The 22,048-nt window shown below is 33.2% G+C and carries 20 protein-coding genes; 3 read left to right on the top strand and 17 right to left on the bottom strand.

What is annotated here, in order from left to right; translation table 11 throughout:
* Positions 1–169: 169 nt before the first annotated feature.
* The 4 genes from JM658_RS03180 to JM658_RS03165 all read right to left on the bottom strand — a co-directional run bounded on the left by JM658_RS03180 (position 170) and on the right by JM658_RS03165 (position 3,528).
* Positions 170–1,447, bottom strand: coding sequence for a sensor histidine kinase (locus tag JM658_RS03180; RefSeq protein WP_236957778.1), 1,278 nt, complete (start codon positions 1,445–1,447; stop codon positions 170–172).
* Between the two features lie 184 nt (positions 1,448–1,631).
* Positions 1,632–2,027, bottom strand: coding sequence for a hypothetical protein (locus tag JM658_RS03175; protein WP_236957777.1), 396 nt, complete (start codon positions 2,025–2,027; stop codon positions 1,632–1,634).
* Positions 2,028–2,040: 13 nt separating this feature from the next.
* Positions 2,041–3,060 (bottom strand): phenylalanine--tRNA ligase subunit alpha, encoded by a 1,020-nt coding sequence (gene pheS / locus JM658_RS03170; RefSeq protein WP_236957776.1) that lies wholly within the window; start codon positions 3,058–3,060, stop codon positions 2,041–2,043.
* Between the two features lie 111 nt (positions 3,061–3,171).
* Positions 3,172–3,528 (bottom strand): hypothetical protein, encoded by a 357-nt coding sequence (locus JM658_RS03165; RefSeq protein WP_236957775.1) that lies wholly within the window; start codon positions 3,526–3,528, stop codon positions 3,172–3,174.
* A gap of 147 nt (positions 3,529–3,675) precedes the next feature.
* On the opposite strand from JM658_RS03165, the gene JM658_RS03160 reads away from it, so the two are divergent.
* Entirely contained in the window at positions 3,676–4,164 is a 489-nt protein-coding gene (locus tag JM658_RS03160; RefSeq protein WP_236957774.1) for a CvpA family protein, read from the top strand.
* Positions 4,165–4,180: 16 nt separating this feature from the next.
* On the opposite strand, the gene JM658_RS03155 is transcribed toward JM658_RS03160, so the two are convergent.
* The 13 genes from JM658_RS03155 to JM658_RS03095 all read right to left on the bottom strand — a co-directional run bounded on the left by JM658_RS03155 (position 4,181) and on the right by JM658_RS03095 (position 19,807).
* The gene (locus tag JM658_RS03155; protein ID WP_236957773.1) at positions 4,181–6,022 is read right to left on the bottom strand and encodes a SulP family inorganic anion transporter; all 1,842 of its coding nucleotides are present in this window, start codon (positions 6,020–6,022) and stop codon (positions 4,181–4,183) included.
* Positions 6,023–6,498: 476 nt separating this feature from the next.
* The gene (locus JM658_RS03150; RefSeq protein ID WP_236957772.1) at positions 6,499–7,125 is read right to left on the bottom strand and encodes a carbonic anhydrase; all 627 of its coding nucleotides are present in this window, start codon (positions 7,123–7,125) and stop codon (positions 6,499–6,501) included.
* A 43-nt stretch (positions 7,126–7,168) separates the two neighbouring features.
* Positions 7,169–8,749, bottom strand: a complete 1,581-nt coding sequence (locus JM658_RS03145) for a SulP family inorganic anion transporter (RefSeq protein WP_236957771.1) — start codon at positions 8,747–8,749, stop codon at positions 7,169–7,171.
* Between the two features lie 185 nt (positions 8,750–8,934).
* Positions 8,935–9,192, bottom strand: a complete 258-nt coding sequence (locus JM658_RS03140; protein WP_236957770.1) for a hypothetical protein — start codon at positions 9,190–9,192, stop codon at positions 8,935–8,937.
* Between the two features lie 125 nt (positions 9,193–9,317).
* Positions 9,318–10,100 carry a tetratricopeptide repeat protein gene (locus JM658_RS03135; RefSeq protein WP_236957769.1) on the bottom strand — a complete coding sequence of 261 codons (783 nt, stop codon included), beginning with the start codon at positions 10,098–10,100 and terminating at the stop codon, positions 9,318–9,320.
* Positions 10,097–11,887: a BatD family protein gene (locus tag JM658_RS03130; protein WP_236957768.1), complete on the bottom strand. Its 1,791-nt coding sequence runs from the start codon at positions 11,885–11,887 to the stop codon at positions 10,097–10,099. Before JM658_RS03130 ends, JM658_RS03135 begins: the two co-directional genes overlap by 4 nt.
* Positions 11,888–11,891: 4 nt before the next feature.
* On the bottom strand, positions 11,892–12,860 hold the full coding sequence (locus JM658_RS03125) for a tetratricopeptide repeat protein (protein ID WP_236957767.1): 969 nt from the start codon (positions 12,858–12,860) through the stop codon (positions 11,892–11,894).
* Positions 12,835–13,884 (bottom strand): vWA domain-containing protein, encoded by a 1,050-nt coding sequence (locus JM658_RS03120; RefSeq protein ID WP_236957766.1) that lies wholly within the window; start codon positions 13,882–13,884, stop codon positions 12,835–12,837. The genes JM658_RS03125 and JM658_RS03120 overlap by 26 nt, the downstream gene beginning before the upstream one ends.
* 3 nt (positions 13,885–13,887) lie before the next feature.
* On the bottom strand, positions 13,888–14,889 hold the full coding sequence (locus JM658_RS03115) for a vWA domain-containing protein (RefSeq protein WP_236957765.1): 1,002 nt from the start codon (positions 14,887–14,889) through the stop codon (positions 13,888–13,890).
* 2 nt (positions 14,890–14,891) lie between these two features.
* Entirely contained in the window at positions 14,892–16,550 is a 1,659-nt protein-coding gene (locus tag JM658_RS03110) for a BatD family protein (protein ID WP_236957764.1), read from the bottom strand.
* Between the two features lie 18 nt (positions 16,551–16,568).
* Positions 16,569–17,435 (bottom strand): DUF58 domain-containing protein, encoded by an 867-nt coding sequence (locus JM658_RS03105; protein WP_236957763.1) that lies wholly within the window; start codon positions 17,433–17,435, stop codon positions 16,569–16,571.
* Positions 17,436–17,576: 141 nt separating this feature from the next.
* Positions 17,577–18,578 (bottom strand): AAA family ATPase, encoded by a 1,002-nt coding sequence (locus tag JM658_RS03100; RefSeq protein WP_236957762.1) that lies wholly within the window; start codon positions 18,576–18,578, stop codon positions 17,577–17,579.
* A gap of 155 nt (positions 18,579–18,733) precedes the next feature.
* Positions 18,734–19,807 carry a DUF4382 domain-containing protein gene (locus JM658_RS03095; protein ID WP_236957761.1) on the bottom strand — a complete coding sequence of 358 codons (1,074 nt, stop codon included), beginning with the start codon at positions 19,805–19,807 and terminating at the stop codon, positions 18,734–18,736.
* A gap of 258 nt (positions 19,808–20,065) precedes the next feature.
* Here JM658_RS03095 and JM658_RS03090 point away from each other — a divergent pair, with 258 nt between their 5' ends.
* Together JM658_RS03090 and JM658_RS03085 are read left to right on the top strand one after the other, a co-directional pair.
* Positions 20,066–20,824 carry an SDR family NAD(P)-dependent oxidoreductase gene (locus JM658_RS03090; protein WP_236957760.1) on the top strand — a complete coding sequence of 253 codons (759 nt, stop codon included), beginning with the start codon at positions 20,066–20,068 and terminating at the stop codon, positions 20,822–20,824.
* Between the two features lie 86 nt (positions 20,825–20,910).
* The gene (locus JM658_RS03085) at positions 20,911–22,047 is read left to right on the top strand and encodes an ATP-binding protein (RefSeq protein ID WP_236957759.1); all 1,137 of its coding nucleotides are present in this window, start codon (positions 20,911–20,913) and stop codon (positions 22,045–22,047) included.
* Position 22,048 lies beyond the last annotated feature (1 nt).

Below are 22,048 nucleotides of genomic sequence, written 5' to 3'. Positions count from 1 at the left end.
CTAAACAGTCGTTAATAGTTTGTTAAATCTATCAAAGAACTTAAAAAGCGCTTAAAACGCTCATTATTAACTTATAAATATGTGTGGGGGAAATCTAAAAAAAGGGGAAAGGAACTAATATATGTTAAATATAGTGAAGAAATAATTCAAGTAGAAAAAAATATTTGTTTTATTGAGGGAGAATAAAAATAAATGTACTACCTACCTCATCATCTGCAGCAACAGTAATATCACCACCATGATGATACGCTAATTTTTTACAAATATTTATTCCTAAGCCCGTACCCTGCTCATTCATAGTTCCTGGCATGGAAGACACTTTTATATTTTTCTTAATTTTCTCTACTACAGCTTCACTAACACCTACTCCAAAATCTTTTACATAAATATGATGGCTCTTATTAATATCTCTTACTCCAATTTCAATCTTAGAATTTACATGAGAATATTTTATAGCATTAGAAAGTAAGTTTCTAATAATTACTGAAGACATATTCATATCCGCATTTATAATAAGATCTTTAGGGATTAAATTAACAATCTTGACCTCTTTAGATATATATGTATTTTTAAACATTTCTATCTCTTCTTCAACTAAAGAATGAAGTGGGAAAGGTGTGATTTTCATTTCATGCTCTAAAGAATTGTTATGCACCCACTCCAATAAATTTCTAAGTAATTTACTTCCATTAGCAGTAGCTTCATCAAGCATTGCTTTATACTTATCAAACTTATCTTTAGAAAAATCTGCACGTTCCATTAAATCTAACAACATCCTAATATGAACAAAAGGTGTTTTCATATCATGACCCAATATTACAAACAACTCTTGGTTAGATTTATTTACCCGAATAAGTCTTTCGTTCTTAAGAGTAATATCATTATTAGCTTCTCTTAATTTAGACTGAAGACTTAATAGATGGACATACAAACGCTTTGCTATAATACCAGACCCAGATGAAATTACTAGATAATAAAATAATTTAGGAGTTGGAATATGTAAATCGATTGTAAACAAGTAATAAACCAAGAAAGTTGCAAAAATTAGATTTAATGCTATGCAATAGTTTATATGAAGAGGATCAACTAAAACCCCCATCCCAACAATTAATAAAACAAAAATAAGCTCCCCCTTTACAAAAAATGTAATTGCTGAATCTAAATTATGTATCCCTTCAATTGGTGCTGAAAAAGTTATAAAAAGAAGAATACAATACATTACGATAGTTAAAATCACCTTTAATGAAATGACCTTAAATCTATTTAACACTAATAAAGATAATATAATAAGAGTTATAAGTACATCTACACAACCTTTTATAAAATTACCATTGAGCACTAACTCATCATATGTTTCAAACAAAAAAGCAGAGATAATCACGCAAAGTGCTAAGAATCGAAGTTTTGTTATCTCATCTCTATCATCTGTAAAAAACCATAAATTCATAATAAAATTACTACCTCTAAAACTATTAAATCAAGTAATATATATAATCTATTTATTACATAGAATATATTCTTTAAACGAAAATAATAATTTTAAGCTAATAACAACTATTTCAGATAAATAAAAATACGGTTAATCAATTATAATAGTGATTATACCGAACAAATAATATGTTTTATGGGATTTATCTAGCTAAAACCCCATCCACTTCCATTATAGGAATATTGATTTGATTACTCTCCGAGATCTGATGTGCATCAAAAATAAACTTTCTTTCATATAGCTTATTGTCTGCAAAAAAAGTTAAAAAGAATTCATTTTCTAATTTAAAAAGATCCTCATGAAGAAGTTCTACTTTACGAAAAGATTTTGCATCCAGATCACCAAGACCATGGCGCATGGTTGTAGTTTTCATTTCTTCGGCATACCCTTTGGAAACAAGAAGAGAAGCCTCCAAAGGGGTATTTCGATTATTAATAAGATAAATATACCATGTTTTAGATAGGTGTTTTTCATCCCACTCATTTACAGCGGCGATATAAACTTCTTCTGCAACTGGTATTTCAATATCTTTTTTCATCAGTTATAATTATTTATAATACAGATTTAAATTGCTTTAGAAAACGAATATCATTTTCACTAAGCATTCTAATATCAGATATTTGATGTAGTAACAATGCAATTCTATCAATCCCCATTCCAAAGGCGAATCCTGAATATTCTTTAGAATCGATCCCACAGTTTTCCAATACATTTGGATCTACCATACCACAACCCATAATTTCTAACCAGCCCGTACCTTTAGTCATTCTATAGTCGGTTTCTGTTTCTAACCCCCAATATACATCCACCTCTGCACTTGGCTCAGTAAATGGAAAGTAAGAAGGACGTAAGCGAATTTTAGATTTCCCGAACATTTCGGTAGTAAAATACTGTAATGTCTGCTTTAAATCTGCAAAAGAAACTCCTTTATCTATATAAAGACCTTCCACTTGGTGAAAGAAACAATGAGAACGTGAAGAAATTGCTTCATTTCTAAATACACGACCAGGAGAAATTGTTCTAATTGGTGGCTTGTTATTTTCCATGTAGCGCACTTGCACAGAAGATGTGTGTGTACGCAATAGAACATCTGGATCTTTTTGTACAAAAAAAGTATCCTGCATATCTCTTGCTGGATGATATTCAGGTAAATTTAAAGCTGTGAAATTATGCCAATCGTCTTCAATTTCTGGTCCTTCAGAAACATTAAACCCGATACGAGAAAAGATATCTATAATTTGATTCTTAACGATAGAAATTGGATGTCTCCCTCCTAGCTCTAATGGCATTCCAGGACGAGTTAAATCTCCATATTGATTACTATCTGCATCATTATTTTCTAAGGCTTCTTTTAGAGAATTAACCTTTTCTTGAGCAGAAGTTTTCAACTGGTTAATTACCTGTCCGAATTCTTTTTTCTGTTCATTAGGAACATTTTTAAATTCAGCAAAAAAATCATTCAACAATCCTTTTTTTCCTAAATATTCAATTCTAAATGCTTCAACTTCATCTAAAGTAGCAGCTGTAAAGCTATTTACTTTTCCGATATGTTCCTTAATAGTATCTATCATAACCAACTTTTCTTTGGAAGGGCAAATTTAAAGATTTCTAAAGAATATAATGTAGTTTCCTTGAACTTATAATTCTTTTTAAAAACCATTTTTTAATAATACTTTTAAAAATTACTCGATATAACCACCTTCTATAAAATATTGAACAATCGCTTCTTTCATTAATACAGATTGCTCTCCTGCTTTGAGCACTGGCAATTGTTCTTTTATAGTATAATGCGGCCAACCATCATCATCAAAAAAATCAAACTCATAATAACCATAAGGCTCTAAAAGTCTACAAATAGCAATATGCATTAAATTAAGCTTCTCGTCTTTTTTAAACTTTCTATTTAGTTGTCCAAGTTCCTGAACACCTATTAAATATATAATTCCGTCAAGCTCTAACTCATCTCCATCAGCAAACTGATTGGATAATTTAGTAACCAACAAATCCCATTTCATCTTTAATACCTCGTCTCTTGCCATCTTTCAATTTTGTACAAAAATAGAAAGTTAATCCATAAGTATTTAACCGTTAACATTAATTCTTTATCCGCGATTAAAGAGGCCATCAATTATGGTCTTAATTATAATTTAAAAAAAGATTTATATTTGTTGAAAAGCAATCATTGCATGAACTTTATAGATATTATTATTGGCGGACTTATTCTATTTGGCTTAGTGCGTGGTTTTATGAAAGGTCTTTTCATTGAAATAGCTTCCCTGATTGCTTTAGTATTAGGTATATATGGCGCCATCCATTTTTCCTATTTTATTGGAGACTATTTAAAAGAACAGGTTAGCTGGGATGAAAAATACATTAGCCTCACTGCTTTTGCAATTACATTTATATTAATAATATTAGCTGTTTCTTTAATTGGAAAGCTCCTTACCAAAATAGCTAATCTAGCCGCTTTAGGACTCTTAAATAGGATTTCAGGAGGCGTTTTTGGAGGATTAAAGATTGCTATTATCCTTGGAGCCATCTTAATTTTTATAGACCGTTCTAACCAAACAATAGAGTTTATAGACCAGAAAACCCTCGAAAACTCCGCTACTTATGAACCCGTAAAAAGTATCGGAAATTTTGTTTTTGACTGGGTTCTAAAAGAAACATCTTAATAATTCAGCCTTATCCTTACTTCTTAGGGTATTTATCCTTAACATTCATTTTTATATAGAGCAAGCACTCATTAAAATCTTTAAAAACATGATTTTCTGGCACTAATCTTGGGATCAGAGAAACTCTTTCCATTAGATATCTAGGCTGCTTATTAACATCTACAAATAAAATTTCTATATTGGCACTACTGAGTTCTATCAACACATCTTCCATTGCATACACTCCAGACTGATCCATATAGGGAACTTTATCCATTCTGATAACCACATGAGAAGCAGTCATAGGAATTTGAGACGAAAGGTGTTGGAATTCACTGGTAAACCCAAAGAAAAGAGGCCCTTTTAAATGCTTAATAAAGACTTCCTCTTTCAAGCTTTCTGGGAAATCCATCTCATCTTTCCAGTCTTCTTCTTTTAACATTTTTACATCAGATGCTTGTGCTGTATGATCTCCAATTTTCTTCATAAATACTAAAGCAGCAATCACCAAACCGATCCCTACAGCATATACTAAATTCCAAAAAGTAGAAAGTAACATTACCGTTACCATTATAAAAACTTCACTTTTTGGCATATTCGGAATTGCTTTTAACCCCTTATAATCCATAACTCCAAGACCTACTGTAACCAAAATACCCGCTAAAACAGCGGCAGGAATCTTAGATGCAATAGGACCTAATGCTAATAGTACAATCAGTAAAAGAATTCCAGCCATCATCCCAGAAAGACGCGTTGCACCTCCTGCTTTAATATTAACTACTGTTCTTATGGTCGCTCCAGCTCCAGGCAATCCAGCAAATAAGGCAGCTATACTATTACCAATACCTTGTCCTATTAATTCTTTATTAGGTTTATGTTTTGTTTTAGTCATATTATCGGCAACAACAGAAGTTAATAGCGAGTCAATACCTCCTAATAACGCCAAAGTAAAAGCAGTGAAAATATAAGGCAATATAGAGGAGATACTAAACGATGTAAATATTTCGAAGTGTGGAATTGGGAATCCTCCAGGAATCTCTTGTATGGGACGATAATCTAATCCTAATATCATTGCCGCTCCAGAGACCACTAATAATGAAACTAATGTGCTTGGAATAGCGGTTGTAATTCGCTTAAATCCGTATATAATGAATATGGTAATTAGTCCTAAAGCAAGTTCTAACCAATTTATATTGTTCAAAGCACGAGGAAAAGTCTTAATAGCTCCTATGACACCAGAAGCAGATTTTTTAGCTAACACAACAGCTTCAGTATGGATCTTATCATCATCAATTTCTTCAGCTCTACTTACTGTTTCTTTAAAATCATCTAGCACCAAAATACCTTCTCCGGCTTCTTCCTTTAAAATCCTATCTAATAATATCTCCTCAGCATAGGGAGTAAACTCACTCACAAAAGCTTTATCTTCTTTAGGATAGTACCCCACCATTGGGAGCAATTGGGTAATCAAAATAATTACTCCAATAGCAGTCATAAAACCAGAAACTACAGGATATGGTATATATTTAATATACACTCCAACACCAGCAAGTCCGAACGCTACTTGCATCAATCCTGCTAGGAGAAAAACAGCTAAAATAGCAGGTAAAGCTTGCGCAACATCCCCATCATTAGCGCCAATAATACTTGCTATTACGACCATACTTACAGCAGTCATCGGAGCAGTTGGTCCAGAAATCTGTGTATTAGTTCCACCAAATAGCGCTGCAAAGAAACTTAAAAATATGGCTCCATAAAGTCCCGCGCTAGGACCTAATCCTGAACTAACACCAAAAGCTAACGCTAGTGGTAATGCTACTATTCCTGCTGTGACACCTCCAAAAGCATCATTTTTAAGATTGGAGAAAAAATTCTTCATTCACTAAACTCTTTTATTTATTTCGAATTTTCTTACGAAGTCGTGCGAAAATTCAACACACACCTATAAAACAAGCATTTATGCGGTCATAATGTATAACAAAATAATGTAACTAAAAATAAAATTATAAGAAACAGATGACATTATATTAAAAATATTTGATTACTAAGTCAATAAATGTAGAATAAAATTTAAATAATAATGTACTACAACCAGAATAACTAACCTAAACCCTTATAAATTGGAGATTAAAATTAAAACAGAGATGAACTTTAGGTTAGAAATAAAAGAAGAAATCTATAAAGAATACAACACAAAGGCTAAAAGGATATATCTTTAAAAGAACAACTAAGATATGTAACAGTAGAAAGCAAAAAATCCTACGGAGAAAACTCCGCAGGATTTTTTTTGCCCTCAATATCATCACAAAAACAGATGACGATATAAAATATTATTTGATTTTGATATCTCTTACATTAGTCTAAGTGATAAATCTCCATGATATTATTTAAAATACCATCAAGATCAATCTTTAAATCGATTAACTTTCCTGTGTGAATATCAAACACCCAACCATGTACTTTTAAGCTTCTATCTCTATATGCTTTTTGTACTGTAGCCGTCTTAATTAGGTTTACGCATTGCTCTTGAACGTTTAATTCAACTAAACGATCGTAACGTTTATCTTCATCCTCAATAGCATTTAATTCAGTTTTATGTAAACGATACACATCACGAATATTTCTTAACCATGGATTTAAAATTCCTAAATCAGCAGATTGCATAGCTGCTTTCACTCCACCGCAAGAATAATGACCACATACTACAACATGATTTACTTTTAAATGATTAACAGCGTAATCTAATACAGACATTGCATTTAAATCTGTACCTACCACCATGTTTGCAATATTTCTATGTACAAAAACTTCTCCCGGTGTTAAGCCCATTAAATCTTCAGCTGTAACTCTACTATCAGAACATCCTATATACAATAGCTCAGGACTTTGTCCTTTCCCTAATTCTTCAAAATAATTTGAGTCTACATCGAGTTTAGATTGAATCCACTTTTTATTATTATCGAATACCGTTTCTAAATTCATATTTATATATTTTTTCTAAAATTAAACTTTTTTAAATAAACAATTAAGCCGCTTTTCTATTTTTTGATCTAAAAAATTCAGTAAAGCTTTTCGGATTGTAAAGAACTCCTTTATCAGAAATCAATTTAACTTCAATATTTTTATCTTTAGCTTTAATAGCAAAATCATCAAGAATTTCTAAAATATCATAATTTAATCGCAAAGTCTTACTCACATCCAATTCCAACAATGTATCTTCTGGAAGTGCATTAAGCTCCTTCAAAATAGCGCCTTTATTAAGAAAAGAAATCTCTTCTGCTAAAGTCATTTTAACAACATGACTTCCATCTTCTGTTTTCTGAATATGCAAGAAATGTGAATTTTGATAATTTTTAATTAAAATTATTGTAATCCCTACAGCCAATCCTAAACCGATTCCTACTAATAAATCTGTGAATACTACACCGAAAACAGTTACAATAAAAGGAATAAACTGCTCACTTCCTAACTTAAACATTTGCTTAAATAAAGCTGGTTTTGCTAGTTTATAACCTACAATTAATAAAATTGCAGCTAATACTGCTAATGGAATTTTATTAAGTAACAACGGAATCAAAATTACCGATCCTAGCAATAAAAATCCATGAATAATTGCTGATAGTTTTGTCTTACCTCCTGATTGAAGGTTCGCAGAACTACGTACAATTACTTGTGTAATTGGAAGCCCTCCAATAAGTCCAGAAACAATATTTCCTGTTCCCTGAGCAAAAAGCTCTCTATTTGTTGGAGTTGTTCTTTTCTCTGGATCTAACTTATCTGTAGCTTCTACACACAATAGTGTTTCTAAACTAGCCACAATAGCAATTGTTACCCCTGCAACCCATACTTGCGGATTTGTAATCGCTCCAAAATTAGGGAATGTAAACTGACTCATAAAATCTGTTGCACTCTCTGGAACTGGTACAGAAACTAAATGATTTTTTGCTATTGCAAGCGAAGAAGTTGGATCTACAAACATATAATATAAAATACCTACAACTACTGCTACTAACGGCCCTGGTATAATTTTAAATATATCGTGTTTTTTTGATAAAACTTTCTCCCAAAATAATAAAATGAATAGCGAAATACATGTTACTAAAAGAGCTCCAGGAGAAATAAAATCAAACATTGCTCCTATTGCTGAAAACGTATTCTCTCCATCCATTTGGAAGAAATTTAAATCCCCCTCATAATCAGAATCATATCCAAATGCATGAGGAATTTGTTTTAAAAAGATAATGATACCTATGGCTGCCAACATTCCTTTAATTACAGACGAAGGGAAATAATATCCAATAATACCAGCTTTTAACACTCCCAATAAAATTTGAAGTGCACCACCAATAATTACTGCTACTAAAAAGTTCTCGAATCCTAAATTAGCTATCGCAGCTAAAACTATAACTGCTAAACCTGCTGCTGGTCCACTAACTCCTATTGAAGAACCACTCAAGCTTCCTACTACAATCCCTCCTACAATTCCAGCTATCAAACCAGAAAACAATGGCGCTCCACTGGCCAATGCAATTCCCAGACATAATGGAAGGGCTACAAAAAATACGACAAGACTAGCCGGTAAATCTTTTTTTAAATGTTTAAACATATCTAACTATATTATACCTCCGCGTAACGCGAAAGCCTATTGAAACTTTACTATAAATCTTATTTGAAAAACGAAACTATAATAAATTAGATCCTATTTATTTCATTACTGATGTACTAACTGAGTTAAACAAAAATTTATGCCGAACTATTCGTAATTTCAAAAATGAATTCTGATCTAATTAATTATACAGTAAAGGCCTCTGGAGGCGGTATAATAACATCCATTACTTGATCGTAATGGCGCTTGAAGTAGTAAAAATAATTTTCTTTTTTTTTAGAAATCTGGGAGAGCTGTAAGTTTAAGTCCTTAGGGTAAGGCATTTCTTTAACTTCTTTCAACCCATTTGTATTGGTATCTTTCTTTTCTTCTTCTGCTAAATTATAATAATAGGCTATATCTGCACCTTTCTCTACTACCGTTAAAATTGCCGGTGTTATCAAGAAAGAGCAGAATATGAATAAAAAAAAACAAACAAATATTTTCTTATTTGTATCCAATGCTAGCAAATTACATTACAATAAATGTAAAGATAATATTTGTTATTGATTTTTCTGTTAAGGAACAACTAAAAATCTTTGATTATTTTTATCTCACTGCTTGGCAACCAACCGATTTTACCGTCTGTAAGCCTAATTTTCTTCCATTCTCCAACGGTATCTAAAACGCTTACTTTGGTTCCTTCGTGTAGTAAAAAAACCTCAGTACTTCCCATGTTTGGTTCGGACATAACTGGTGTTTCTTTTGCAAATATTATAGCAGGATCTTTAGCATTTACAGCTCCATATTGAGAATGTGCAAATACAAAACTACCAATAGAAGCTATCATGAAAATTATACTAATAGCGAAAAATACTCGCTTCTTAGTATGGTAAGAAGCAAAATAATAAAGTAAGAAAGCTAACACAAACAAAACCATAAAGACAATAGCTAAAATCGCCCATGTTGCGTAAGAGAACTTATTAATTAATTTCCCAAAAATCTTATCTATCCCTACTTGTGGTAATACTTCAATAGCATCAACAGTCATTTGTTGAGCGAACTTTAAGTTGTTTTTTACATCCTCATCGTCAGGATTCAACAATAAAGCTTTTTCATAATAATAAATGCTCGGTGCTATTTCATTTAATTTATAATATGAATTAGCTAAGTTATAATACAATGCTACAGAATGCAGGTTCCCTTTTTCTGCCTTTAAATATGAATCTATGGCTTCTTGATATTCACCGTCGTGATAAAAATCATTTCCTTCTTGAAATGCAGACTCCTGCTGTGCTAATCCTGAAACAGAAATTAACAAGAAAAGGACGAGCACAATACTTTTATATAAAATTTTATAACCTCGAATCATGATCTAAACTGTTTATCGATTAACGAAATAACTTCGGCTGCTTTATTATAATCACTCTGCATCTCAGCAATCGTACTCGGAGAATACCTTGCCAACTCACAACTTTTTAATAATGCAATAAACTCATTTACAACCTGCTCATCCACACTTTTAGACAGCAATAATTCACTAATTTTCTCTTTACTAAATTCTGAAGTTACTAACTTTAATTTCGCACGTAAATAATTATGCAACGCTCGCTCTAAAGACTCATAGAAAGCTTCTTTATTACCTAAGTTACGTTTGGCTTCAGATAAATATTTCTTAGCAAGTTTATTAGCCTTTCTCACACGATTTCCAACAACATCTCCAGCCATAGCTGCTCTTTTCTTACCTATCAATATTGCAATAGGGATTAACAATAAAGGAGCTAATAATAATATATAATACAAAATAGAACCAAAGAAGACATTCGCTTTCTTAGACACAAAATCAGCATCCAATTTTATATATCTAAACTGATCTCCAATAGTAGAAACTGGTTGCTTATTTAAAGTACTACTATCTGCATTATCATTTGTTGCATTCGCAACAGAAGCACTTGTAGGCCCTTCATACACATTAATTACCGACTGCTGGGAAGTTATCGTTTTATATGCTTCTTCCTTTGGATCGAAATATGAAAAAGCAACGCCTGGAATTGGATATTTCCCCTTGTACTGAGGAACAATGGTATAATTATCGGAAATCTCACCACTCATTCCAGATAAGTTCGTAGAAACACTTTCTTCATGCTCTGGCTCATATACTTCCAAAGAACTTGGTAGCGTTAACTTTGGTAAGCTAATAAGTTTTAAATTACCCTTTCCAGATACTTTTATCTTAGCACTTAAAGATTCATTTGCTTTTAAATCAGATTTTGAAGTAATCACATCAAAATCAAACTGCCCTACAGCACCAGTAAAACCATCAGGCTTTCCTTTTGTAGGCAACGGACGAACATTAAGTTTTCTTTGCCCAGCAGTAACTGTTTTATGAGTTTGCGTAAACAATCTGCCTCCAAAAACATCTCTTCTATTAGTAGGCACATCTACCGTTACATCTAAAGAAAGTGGCTCTATCTCTAAAGATCCCGTTTTTTGAGGATATAAAACAACTCTTTTAAGAACTACAAAGCGATACTGTTTTCCATTATACAATCCATTCTCAACATTATATCTTTTAACCTTTATATCTTGAGACCAGAAATTATTATACGTAGGATTTGCTTTAGGCACAAAATTAGAAACATTAATACTTGGGCTTACATAAAGCTTATAAACAACGCTTACCGCTTCATTTAAATAAGGACTAGCGTCAGAGACTTCGGCTACCAAATGTAAATTCTCTCCAGCAATTTCGTCTGCTGAAGGAGGAGCGTTCGGATCGCTAACTGCACCAGTAACTTCTATCTTTATTGGAAATGTTTTATAAGTACTTCCATCAATCTCTACTTTTGCTTGATTAATTGTAAAATTCCCTTTTGAAATAGGAGAAATTATATAAGAATATGATTTCGAAAAAGAACGTTTTCCATTCACCCATGAATGACTCACAGATTGATTTGGTCCCATTTCTACTCTAAAGCCTTCAAAAGAAGGAGGTACAAAATTATCTCCATCTTTATTCATACTAAATTCAATACGTAAGCGCTCATTCACACCAAGCTTCTGCTTGCTGGCCTTGGCCTCAAACTGTACCTCATCTTGGGAATATGCATTCCCAAAAAATCCTATAATAAAAGCTATTATTAATATTCTAATCTTCATTTCTCTACCAATCTTTTTCAGATTTTACTGGCGCACCTTTTATTTTTTCAGCATTTACTTTCTCCTGAACTTTCTTCTCCTCATTATTCATAGCCTCCAAAATATTTCTCACCTGCTGCGGTGATAACTGATCTGGCCTAGGCTGTTGTTGCTGTTCTTCAGGTTTACCTTCAGGATTCTGCTTCTGCTGATCTTGTTTATCATTCTTTCCTTCATCCTGGTTTTTATCTTCAGGATTCTCTCCTTGCTCATCTTTATTGTCTCCCTCTTTATTCTCGTCACCTTCCTCACCTTGATCGTCTTTTTTATCTTCCCCTTCATCGCCATCTTTCTTGTCTTGATCGTCTTGGTTCTGATCCTGATTATCTTGGTTGTCTTTATTCTCGTCTTGGTTTTGGTCGTCTTTATTCTGATTATCCTTATTCTCGTCTTGCTGCTTTTTAAGCATTTCTTTGGCTAAGGCAAGATTATAACGTGTTTCTTCATCAGATGGGTCGTTTCTAAGCGCTTCTTTATACGCTTCTACTGCTTTCTGGTACTCTTTATTCTTCATGAATACATTTCCCAAGTTATGATATGCGCTATGTCTTTCTTCTTTAGTTTCCGCTGTGGTTCCCGCTTCTTTATATCGCATAAAAGCTTCGCCCATGCTCTCATCCTTATAATAAACGTTTCCTAAATTATATTTAGCTTTTGCATTTGCAGAACTTTTAGCTATAGCCTTACGATATTCTACTTCAGCAGCAACAGCATCATCACTTTCTGATAAAATTTCGTTTCCTTCATAAGTATAACCTTTTGACTCAGATAAAGCCTTCTCTTTAGCTTTTTCTAAAGCTTCTGAATCTTGTGCAGCTATTTGAGCTACGGAAAAAAGTGCTAAAACAGTTAGGAAAACAATTCTAGCATCCATAGAAAATCGCTCTTTTATAGCTATTGTTTTTATATTATTTTTCATCTTTCTTTCGCTCATTAAACAAGTTTAATTTCTGAATCCAAACCGTTTTTCTTTCCAATAAGAAAATATCTAGGAACAAAAATATAATTGCCGCAGCAATAAACCATTGAAACTGATCTTTAAAATCTGCATATTGCTTAGACTCAAATTCAGTTTTATCCATCCTTGCCAAGGTATCTGTAACAAAATCTACAACCTCCCCTGTATTAGATCCATTAATATAAGATCCATCTCCTTCCGAAGCAATCCCATCTAAAATAGTCTCGTTAAGCTGTGTAATTACAACTTCACCATTTCTATCCTTTTTATAAGAATCTATAATTCCATTTACTCTAATAGGAATTGGACCTCCTTTTGGTGTTCCTACTCCAATAGTATATATTTTAATTCCTGCTTCACGCGCTTTCTCAACCGACTCAATTGCCATGTCGGAATGGTCTTCTCCATCAGAAATTAAAAACAATACACGATTTGTTTGATCTTGGTCGTCGTAATATGTAGTTGCTAACGAAATGGCTTCATTTATTGCCGTTCCTTGCGAAGACATCATATCGGTATTCATACTCTGCAAAAACATTTTCCCAGCAGAATAATCGGTTGTAATTGGTAACTGCGGATATGCTTGCCCAGCGTACGCAATAATCCCTATACGATCACTAGCAAGATTGTTTATTATCTCTGAAACTATCCGTTTTGCTTTCTCTAATCTATTTGGTGCAATATCTTCTGCAGCCATACTTTTAGAAACATCAATAGCAAAAACAATATCTACTCCTTCTCGTTTAACTGTTTCTAGTTTAGAACCAATCTTTGGATTGACCAATGCAACTGCCAAACATGTTATCGCTAAAAGTAAAAACAATAACTTAATAAACGGTTTAAAGCTCGATCTATTAGGACTTAATTTATCGAGCAATGTTGTATCTGCAAACTTCTTCTGAGTTCTTCTTTGCCAGAATTTAAACCCTAAAAAAAGCAGCAACAATATTGGTATTAAAACCAATAAATAGAAATATATTTTTTCGTCTAATTGATACATATCTTATACAAAACTTCTAAAAACAGTATACCTCAATAAATATTCCAATACTAATAAAGCACAAGCTAAAAGCGCGAACACTCTAAACTTTTCTTCGTAGTTGTAATATTTAAATTCTTCAATATCCGTTTTCTCTAATTTATTTATTTCATCATAAATCTCAGACAATTTCTCATTATCTGTAGCTCTAAAATATTTTCCTCCAGTTTTATCTGCAACATCTTTTAGCAAAGCTTCGTCAATTTCTACTTTACTCATTCCATATCTAAAACTTCCATCTGGATTATAGCCAATTGGCGAAAGCGCCATACCATTGCTTCCTAAGCCTATAGTATACGTTTTTATACCATATTCTATTGCTAAACCAGCTGCTGTTTGTGGCTCTATAAAACCAGAGTTATTAACACCATCGGTCAGCAAGATAATTACTTTACTCTTGGCTTTACTATCTTTTAATCTATTTACAGAAGTAGCCAGTCCCATTCCAATAGCAGTACCATCTTCAAGCTGTCCGTATTTTATATCTTCCAAAGACCTCAGCACAATAGCCTTGTCGCTAGTAATAGGGGTTTTTGTAAAACTTTCTCCTGAATAAACCACCAATCCAATACGGTCGTTTACACGTTCTTTAATAAATTCTGCTGCTACTTTTTTCAGTGCACTTAATCTATTAGGCTTTAAATCGCGTGCCAACATACTTGAAGAGACATCTATTGCCATTACAATATCTATTCCTCTCGTTGTATTAGTTCTTGTAGAAATATCTTCTGTCTGTGGTCTTGCCATCGCAACAATTAAAGCTGCTATTGCCAGTAAACGCAATACAAAAAGTAAAGGCTTCAATTTTGCTAGCGTAGACGACTTCCCCTTAAATCCTTTAATGCTGGATATTTTTAAGGAAGCTGTTTGCTTTTTACGTTTAAAAAAGTACCAAGCAATAGCTACTGGAAGTATCAAAAACAACCAGAAAAATTGTGGATTTGCAAATTGTATATTTTCAAACATAATTAGCTTTCCGTTTTAAAATCTATAGAGTTGGTTACTCTTTTAACAATATCTTCCGCGTAACTATCGCCATTCTCATATACCATAATTATCTGCTGGAAACCTCCATTTTCAACAAAACTAAGAATAACGTAAGCAGACTTTTTCATCTTCTTATCATCAGGGTTTTCAATTTCTAAAGTTCCAAAAACCTTATTCCCCTTCTTTCCTGTTGGCGTTACTAAGTCTTCTTGTTTTACAATCATATTCTTAGCTCCAGCTGCCTCTACTTTTGCTAGTGCTGCATCTATCGCTTTCTTAGCATCGAAATCAGCTTCTTTTTTATAAGTAGAGATACTTGTCTGGATATAAAACTTACTTAGTAAATCTCCATAAGAAAACACCTGATAAGTATTAGTTCCTGCCGCTTCATCTGTTGTAATATCAGTCTCTCTCTTAAGAACAACCGGTGTTTCCACATAAATTGCTGGGTATCCATAAGAACTTCCTACCCACTGCTCTTCGAGTAAAGATTTAGTAGCGTTCCCGAAAACCGAATCCTTAACATTTTTAAAGCCATAAGTATACGTGAATATACCTCCAACAATTAACAACACTCCGATTCCAGCAGCAATAGCATATCTTATTTGTTGCTTTTTCTTTTTCTGCCTGTAAGCCTCCATGTATTCTTCTTGCTCCATCAACTCCTCTTCTGTAGGCTCCGGAAGGGCTTCTTTAGTTTTTACAACAATGTGCTCAATAGACTTTCTATCACGATCTATAATCGAACCTTCGGGAGTAGACTTTGCAAACTTTACTAAATCGGCAGTTTGAAGTACATTTTTAAACTGCTTTAGCGTTTCATCATCAATTTTTAAATTCCCTGCATCACGAAGCATTTCCATTTTAAAAATCAACTCATCTGTTGTACTCTCCAATGCAGAAATATGTGCATCTTCTTCTAAATAAGAACGTACAATATTCGTTAATTCTGAATAATACTCTTTGTATTCCGATTGGATAAGGTATTTAGATTCGTCTAATTTTTTTAATTCAGCAAGAGCACGATCATAAGGAGGCAATAATGCTATCTTTTCTTCTTCGGAAAGTGGTTTCTTTCTAAAAACAAACCAATAAAGCAAACCTCCAACAAGAGCAGCAATTACAATCCCAACAAGTAGCCAAATCCACCAATCTCCAAGAGGCTTGTCTACTTGCGCCAAACCTTTTATATCATACATTTTTTGCTTTAACGTATCTACAACAACGGTATTTACTTCTATTTGCAAAGAATCCGTAAAATAAGGCTTGTTGTTAATCATTATCTGTTGACGCGGTAGCGTATAGCTCCCAGAATCAAACTGCGTTAATGCATATTTTTTTATTAAATTGAATTTATCTTGATTAATCAATGTATCCGTTGGTAAAGCTTCCACCACTTCTATAGGCATAAAAGTTTGCCCTTCAGGAAAAATTACCTGCGCAGTAGTATCTGCTTCCACTTCAACCTTAAAAAGTATCTGCTCACCAATTTTTATTTCTGTAGAATCTACAGAAGATTTTATTGTTGGTGTAGATTGTGCTATGGTAAAATAGGAAACACAAAAGAATATAAGCAACAGCATGCCCGACTTCCCTCGAAGCGACATCTTAAACCTATTCTTAAAAATTAAATTTGTCATTCTTATGGTTAATTCTTTTTATCCTCTTCGTTTAAAATACCCTAATAATTTCTTTACATAACTTTCATCTACGCGACTACTTATTACCCCTGCCCCACTTTTAGTGAATACTGTTTGAAAATAATTCACATTGTCTTTATAATGTTGCGCATACTGGTTACGAACACTTTTTGACTTTGTATTTACAAGCATCAGTTCTCCAGTTTCTGCATCTTCCATCTGCACGAAACCAATATTAGGAATAGCTTCTTCTTTTTCGTCATAGATTCTTATCCCTGTAATATCATGCTTATTTGCAGCTATTTTAAGAGCATGTTCATAAGCATCAGACATAAAATCTGACAATACAAATGCGATTACCTTTTTCTTGCTTACGCTAGACATAAATTTAAGCGCACCATTTATATCTGTATTCTTATTTGACGGCTTAAACTCAATCAACTCACGAATAATTCGTAACACATGAAATCTTCCCTTTTTTGGTGGGATGTATAATTCTATCTGATCTGAAAATAATATTAACCCAATTTTATCGTTATTCTGCATAGCAGAAAATGCTAGCGTAGCCGATATTTCAGTAATAATATCTTTTTTGAATTGATTGGTGGTTCCAAATAGCTCCGATCCACTCACATCTACCATAAGCATCATGGTGAGTTCGCGTTCCTCTTCAAAAACTTTTATATAAGGTTCGTTATAACGCGCAGTAACATTCCAGTCGATATTCCTTACATCATCACCAAATTGATAACTGCGGACTTCGCTAAATGTCATCCCACGGCCTTTAAATGTAGAATGATATTCCCCGCCAAAGATATGATCACTCAATCTACGGGTCTTTATCTCTATTTTTCTAACCTTTTTAAGTAGTTCTTTAGTATCCATTTTTTATTGAAAGTTTGTTTTATCGAATCCATGAGATCTCAATAAAATTTACTCATTAGCTGAGTTTAACACTTCGAAGTTTTATGCGTTTTAGAGGTTTCTAAAACAACCTTCTCCGTATCATAATTTTTTTTCAATTATCTATGGTACTTCTATTTCGTTTACAATTTTATTAATTATTTCTTCTGAAGTAATATTCTCTGCTTCTGCCTCATATGTAATTCCTACTCTGTGGCGTAGCACATCATGGATTACAGCACGAACATCTTCTGGAATCACATATCCTCTTCTTTTTATAAACGCATAACATTTTGCAGCTACTGCCAAGTTAATACTACCCCTTGGTGAAGCACCAAAACTAATAAGTGGCTTCAACTCTGCAAGGTTGTATTTCTCTGGATAACGTGTTGCAAAAATTATATCAAGGATATATTTCTCGATTTTTTCATCCATATAAACTTCTCTAACAGAAGCTTGAGCTCTAAGAATTTGCTCTATGGAAACTACTTTATTTACCTTATTGAATTCCCCTTTTAGATTCGCTCGGATAATAAGTTGCTCTTCATCTAATTTCGGGTATTTAATTACCGTTTTCAACATAAAACGGTCAACTTGTGCTTCTGGTAACGGATACGTCCCTTCTTGCTCCACAGGATTCTGTGTTGCCATTACTAAAAATGGCTTGTCAAGTGTAAAAGTTTCGTCTCCAATGGTAACTTGCTTTTCTTGCATGGCCTCCAAAAGAGCAGATTGCACTTTTGCTGGCGCACGGTTAATCTCATCTGCCAATACAAAATTTGCAAATATTGGACCTTTCTTAATCGAAAAGTCATTATCCTTCATATTGTAAATTAACGTACCTACAACATCGGCAGGTAAAAGGTCTGGGGTAAATTGCACTCTACTAAAGCTACCATCTACAGCTTTAGATAATGTATTAATAGCCAATGTCTTTGCCAACCCAGGAACACCTTCCAATAGAATATGACCTTGACCCAAAAGGCCAATCAACAATCTTTCTACCATATGCTTTTGACCAACGATAACCTTATTCATTTCTAAGGTTAGTACATCGATAAAAGCACTTTCTTTTTCAATTTTCTCGTTAATAGCATTAATATCCAACGTAGTATTTTGCTCCATTTATGTTAATTTTTTGAGGCATCAATATAACACCATCTATAATAGGACGCAAATTGAAAATTTATTTAGACTGTCGCTGTTAACAATAGGTTAAAAAATTAAGAGTAGCCTATAGATTAGACTACTCTTAGTAGATTTTTATGTTTTTTTAACTATTACAAGCTTATTTCACCTAAAGCAGTTGCTTCTCCGTCCATAACTTCAACAGTTTCAATTTCTTTTACATCAAAAGCAGAACCTTCTGCAGGTGTTAAAGTTAAAACATAAGTCCCAGCAGGAACACCTTCTAATGTAAATACACCTTCAGCATTTGTATCAGCAGAAACTATTTCATCTTCAACTAAAATAGAAGCAGTAATAGTAACATCAGCATTAATTACAGTTCCAGAAATACTACCTCCAGAAATCTGCATTAATTCTACAGCACCAACATCGGCAACTGATCCGTTTTCTACCTCAACATCTTCAATAGTAGCATCAGCAAAACCTGAATCTTCATCTGGAGTAAGCATTACATCATACGTACCAGCAGGCACACCATTTAATACAAAAAGTCCATCTTCGTTTGTGTAGGTCGTAATAGTATCTTGATCTGCAACTACCCAAGCCAACGTTTGGAAATCTACTGGAGAAACAGCCCCCATAATTCTTCCTGAATTTACTTCTGTACTAGCATTAATTACAGGCTTAAGAATAATATTATCAGAGTTTCCAGCATCTACGATAGATTTCTCCGCGTCAAAATCTAGCACTACTTCATATGTAAATCCACCTTCCATTTCGGCATCGTCCAACTTTATTTTTAATCCTGACTGCTCTGCACTTGGTGTTTTTAAAGGAAACTCTTCTCCTTCAATCACAACAGTATTATTATCTCCTAAAACAAGTCTCATTTGTTTTACTTCTCCAGCAGGAATATCTTCATCTACAAGTACAACATTTGCACCTCCAGTTAATTCTAATAAATCGTAAACACCAGCATTTACTTCTCCGATACTTTCCCATCCTCCTTCTTCGTCGTCGGTTCTGTTAATCATAACATCTTGGATATCGACATTTACCTTTTCGTAGTCACCAGGGGCATCTACTAATTTTACGGTCACTTTTGCCATATCTGAAGACGGCACTTCTGCACCATCATTATCGTCGTCACTACAACTAGCAGCTATAAATAGCATGGCAAAAGCCATTAATACAACTTGTGATAATCTCTTTAAACTTTTCATCATTGGGTTTGTTTGTTGTTAAATTTTAATCTCTAAAACCTCTTGCGCAATGTGGTCTTATTTTTATGTACGCCCCTTTAACAGCAGAAAGATGTTAACAAGTGTTAAGATTCGGAAATTGATTTATTGTATGAAACTTCAACTTTTTTTTGATTGAAAAAATTTACGTCAAACGATAGAATTTTAAAATCGATTTTTCTAAGCGTTTATATTATGATTACTTTTAATTTCTGAAAAGCACTACAACAAAAAGATAAACTCATGAAAAATAAAATTGCACTTATAACAGGAGCAACTAGCGGTATTGGAAACGCAACTGCAAAAGTATTTGCTAATCATGGTATTGATCTGATCATCTGCGGAAGAAGGAACGAACGATTAGAGAAGCTTAAAGAAGAACTTTCAGCTAAAGTAAAAGTACATACCTTAACATTTGATATTCGTAATAAAGAACTTGTTTTTGAAGCTATCGAAAATCTCCCTTCAGCATTTAAAGAAATTGACATTCTTATAAATAATGCAGGGAATGCGCATGGACTTTCTCCTATTGACAAAGGGGATATCTCCGATTGGGAAGCTATGATGGATATTAACGTTAAGGGACTCCTTTACATTTCTAAAGCTGTTATCCCTGGAATGATAGCACGTAAATCTGGACATATCATAAATATTGGATCTACTGCTGGAAAAGAAGTATATCCTGGCGGAAACGTCTATTGCGCAAGCAAACACGCCGTTGATGCTATTAATCAAGGTATGAGAATAGACCTCCATGCACATGGAATTCGTGTTGGAGCTATAAATCCTGGATTAGTAGAAACAGAGTTTAGTAAAGTCCGCTTTAAAGGAGATACAGAGAAAGCAGCTACTGTTTATACAGGTTTTGATCCTTTAAAACCTGAAGACATTGCAGATATAATCCATTTTACAGTTACTAGACCACCACATGTAAATATTGCTGACTTAATTGTAATGCCGACTGCGCAAGCAACAAGTACGATCGTAAATAAAAATCTATAGTTTATTAAAGGAAAAGAATGAATGTCTTTTCCTTTACATTTCTACTTTATATCTTTAAAGTCAAATAATTAAGGATATATTGCTGAATGATTAATAAACGCTTGCTAGTAAAAAATCTATTGGCTCATAACGACGAAAACAGTTTTTATGATAAGAAGCGGTTTATAAATATTGGAGATAAAGAAGGGAAGGCAAAATTTATAAAACACATCTGCGCATTAGCAAATTCTAATCCTAATAACAATTCTTTTATTGTAATTGGCGTTGAAGATGAAGATAATAAAATTGTTGGCGTTGATTTTTTTGACGATAGCAAGATTCAGAATCTTGTAAATGCCTACATTGTAAATGCTCCTTTTGTTTCTTATGAAAATATATATTTCCCAAAACTCCCTGAGGGGAAGGTAGTCGGCTTAGTTACTATTCGCTCTTCAGGAAAACTAGCAGCTTTAAAAAAGAACATTTGGAAATATTGGGGAGGAAGTGTTTTCTTTAGAGATGGAAGCATAAGCATGCCCAAAATTTTTGATATTGAAATAAAAGACACCAATTCTGCGATTGTTAATGAAATTGAACAACATGCCAAAAATAATATCGAACTTACCTTAGATGGAGTTATCGATTTTATAAATAACAAACACCGAGATTTAGAATCTGACTATAAAGTTTTTAAAGAGCAGTTTGTAGTATGTTGGGCTGGAAAAATTAAAAAAATTGACAACAAAGTTTATTACTCTCGGGTTGATATCGAACTTATAAACGAGCAAGTAAAACTATTTTATTCTGCCTTAGATGAAGTGGAAATTAATTATAACGATCACTCTTTTTCTATTACTGAATATGTGAAATTGGGATTAAGCAATAATAAAAAATTCTATCCTCTAGAAAAAGTAGAAATCCTTTTTAACGATAATGGCTCTTACAAAATTAATAGTACACTAATTTTTGATCCTCCGCAGTACGACCGAAAAATGCTCTATCATATTTTCAATACCAATAACACCATTCTAGAAAAACTAAAAAAAGGACTCCCATTAAATAATCGTGATGAAAAAGACCTCAAAAACATCCCTGCAACACATCTTATTTGCTATTTGAATGGATTTGGAGGCGCCAAACAAATGCTAGAAGATTACAGATGGTTTGTAAAAGAGCATAATAAAGATGTATATGCCTCTCTTAAAGAAGCATTGAGGATTTTAAGAAAAGTGGAGTATTCTTAAA

This window comes from Joostella atrarenae, from assembly GCF_021764745.1.
Taxonomy (GTDB): domain Bacteria; phylum Bacteroidota; class Bacteroidia; order Flavobacteriales; family Flavobacteriaceae; genus Galbibacter; species Galbibacter atrarenae.
Note: the sequence above shows the minus strand (reverse complement) of the source record. Positions and strands in the feature narration are given on the sequence as shown.

Bases quoted from the DNA above. Each gene is read 5' to 3' on its own strand.
- JM658_RS03180 (WP_236957778.1), bottom strand. From the start codon at position 1,447: ATGAATTTATGGTTTTTTACAGATGATAGAGATGAGATAACAAAACTT.
- JM658_RS03175 (WP_236957777.1), bottom strand. From the start codon at position 2,027: ATGAAAAAAGATATTGAAATACCAGTTGCAGAAGAAGTTTATATCGCC.
- pheS (WP_236957776.1), bottom strand. From the start codon at position 3,060: ATGATAGATACTATTAAGGAACATATCGGAAAAGTAAATAGCTTTACA.
- JM658_RS03165 (WP_236957775.1), bottom strand. From the start codon at position 3,528: ATGGCAAGAGACGAGGTATTAAAGATGAAATGGGATTTGTTGGTTACT.
- JM658_RS03160 (WP_236957774.1), top strand. From the start codon at position 3,676: ATGAACTTTATAGATATTATTATTGGCGGACTTATTCTATTTGGCTTA.
- JM658_RS03155 (WP_236957773.1), bottom strand. From the start codon at position 6,022: ATGAAGAATTTTTTCTCCAATCTTAAAAATGATGCTTTTGGAGGTGTC.
- JM658_RS03150 (WP_236957772.1), bottom strand. From the start codon at position 7,125: ATGAATTTAGAAACGGTATTCGATAATAATAAAAAGTGGATTCAATCT.
- JM658_RS03145 (WP_236957771.1), bottom strand. From the start codon at position 8,749: ATGTTTAAACATTTAAAAAAAGATTTACCGGCTAGTCTTGTCGTATTT.
- JM658_RS03135 (WP_236957769.1), bottom strand. From the start codon at position 10,100: ATGATTCGAGGTTATAAAATTTTATATAAAAGTATTGTGCTCGTCCTT.
- JM658_RS03130 (WP_236957768.1), bottom strand. From the start codon at position 11,887: ATGAAGATTAGAATATTAATAATAGCTTTTATTATAGGATTTTTTGGG.
- JM658_RS03125 (WP_236957767.1), bottom strand. From the start codon at position 12,860: ATGAGCGAAAGAAAGATGAAAAATAATATAAAAACAATAGCTATAAAA.
- JM658_RS03120 (WP_236957766.1), bottom strand. From the start codon at position 13,884: ATGTATCAATTAGACGAAAAAATATATTTCTATTTATTGGTTTTAATA.
- JM658_RS03115 (WP_236957765.1), bottom strand. From the start codon at position 14,889: ATGTTTGAAAATATACAATTTGCAAATCCACAATTTTTCTGGTTGTTT.
- JM658_RS03110 (WP_236957764.1), bottom strand. From the start codon at position 16,550: ATGACAAATTTAATTTTTAAGAATAGGTTTAAGATGTCGCTTCGAGGG.
- JM658_RS03105 (WP_236957763.1), bottom strand. From the start codon at position 17,435: ATGGATACTAAAGAACTACTTAAAAAGGTTAGAAAAATAGAGATAAAG.
- JM658_RS03100 (WP_236957762.1), bottom strand. From the start codon at position 18,578: ATGGAGCAAAATACTACGTTGGATATTAATGCTATTAACGAGAAAATT.
- JM658_RS03095 (WP_236957761.1), bottom strand. From the start codon at position 19,807: ATGATGAAAAGTTTAAAGAGATTATCACAAGTTGTATTAATGGCTTTT.
- JM658_RS03090 (WP_236957760.1), top strand. From the start codon at position 20,066: ATGAAAAATAAAATTGCACTTATAACAGGAGCAACTAGCGGTATTGGA.
- JM658_RS03085 (WP_236957759.1), top strand. From the start codon at position 20,911: ATGATTAATAAACGCTTGCTAGTAAAAAATCTATTGGCTCATAACGAC.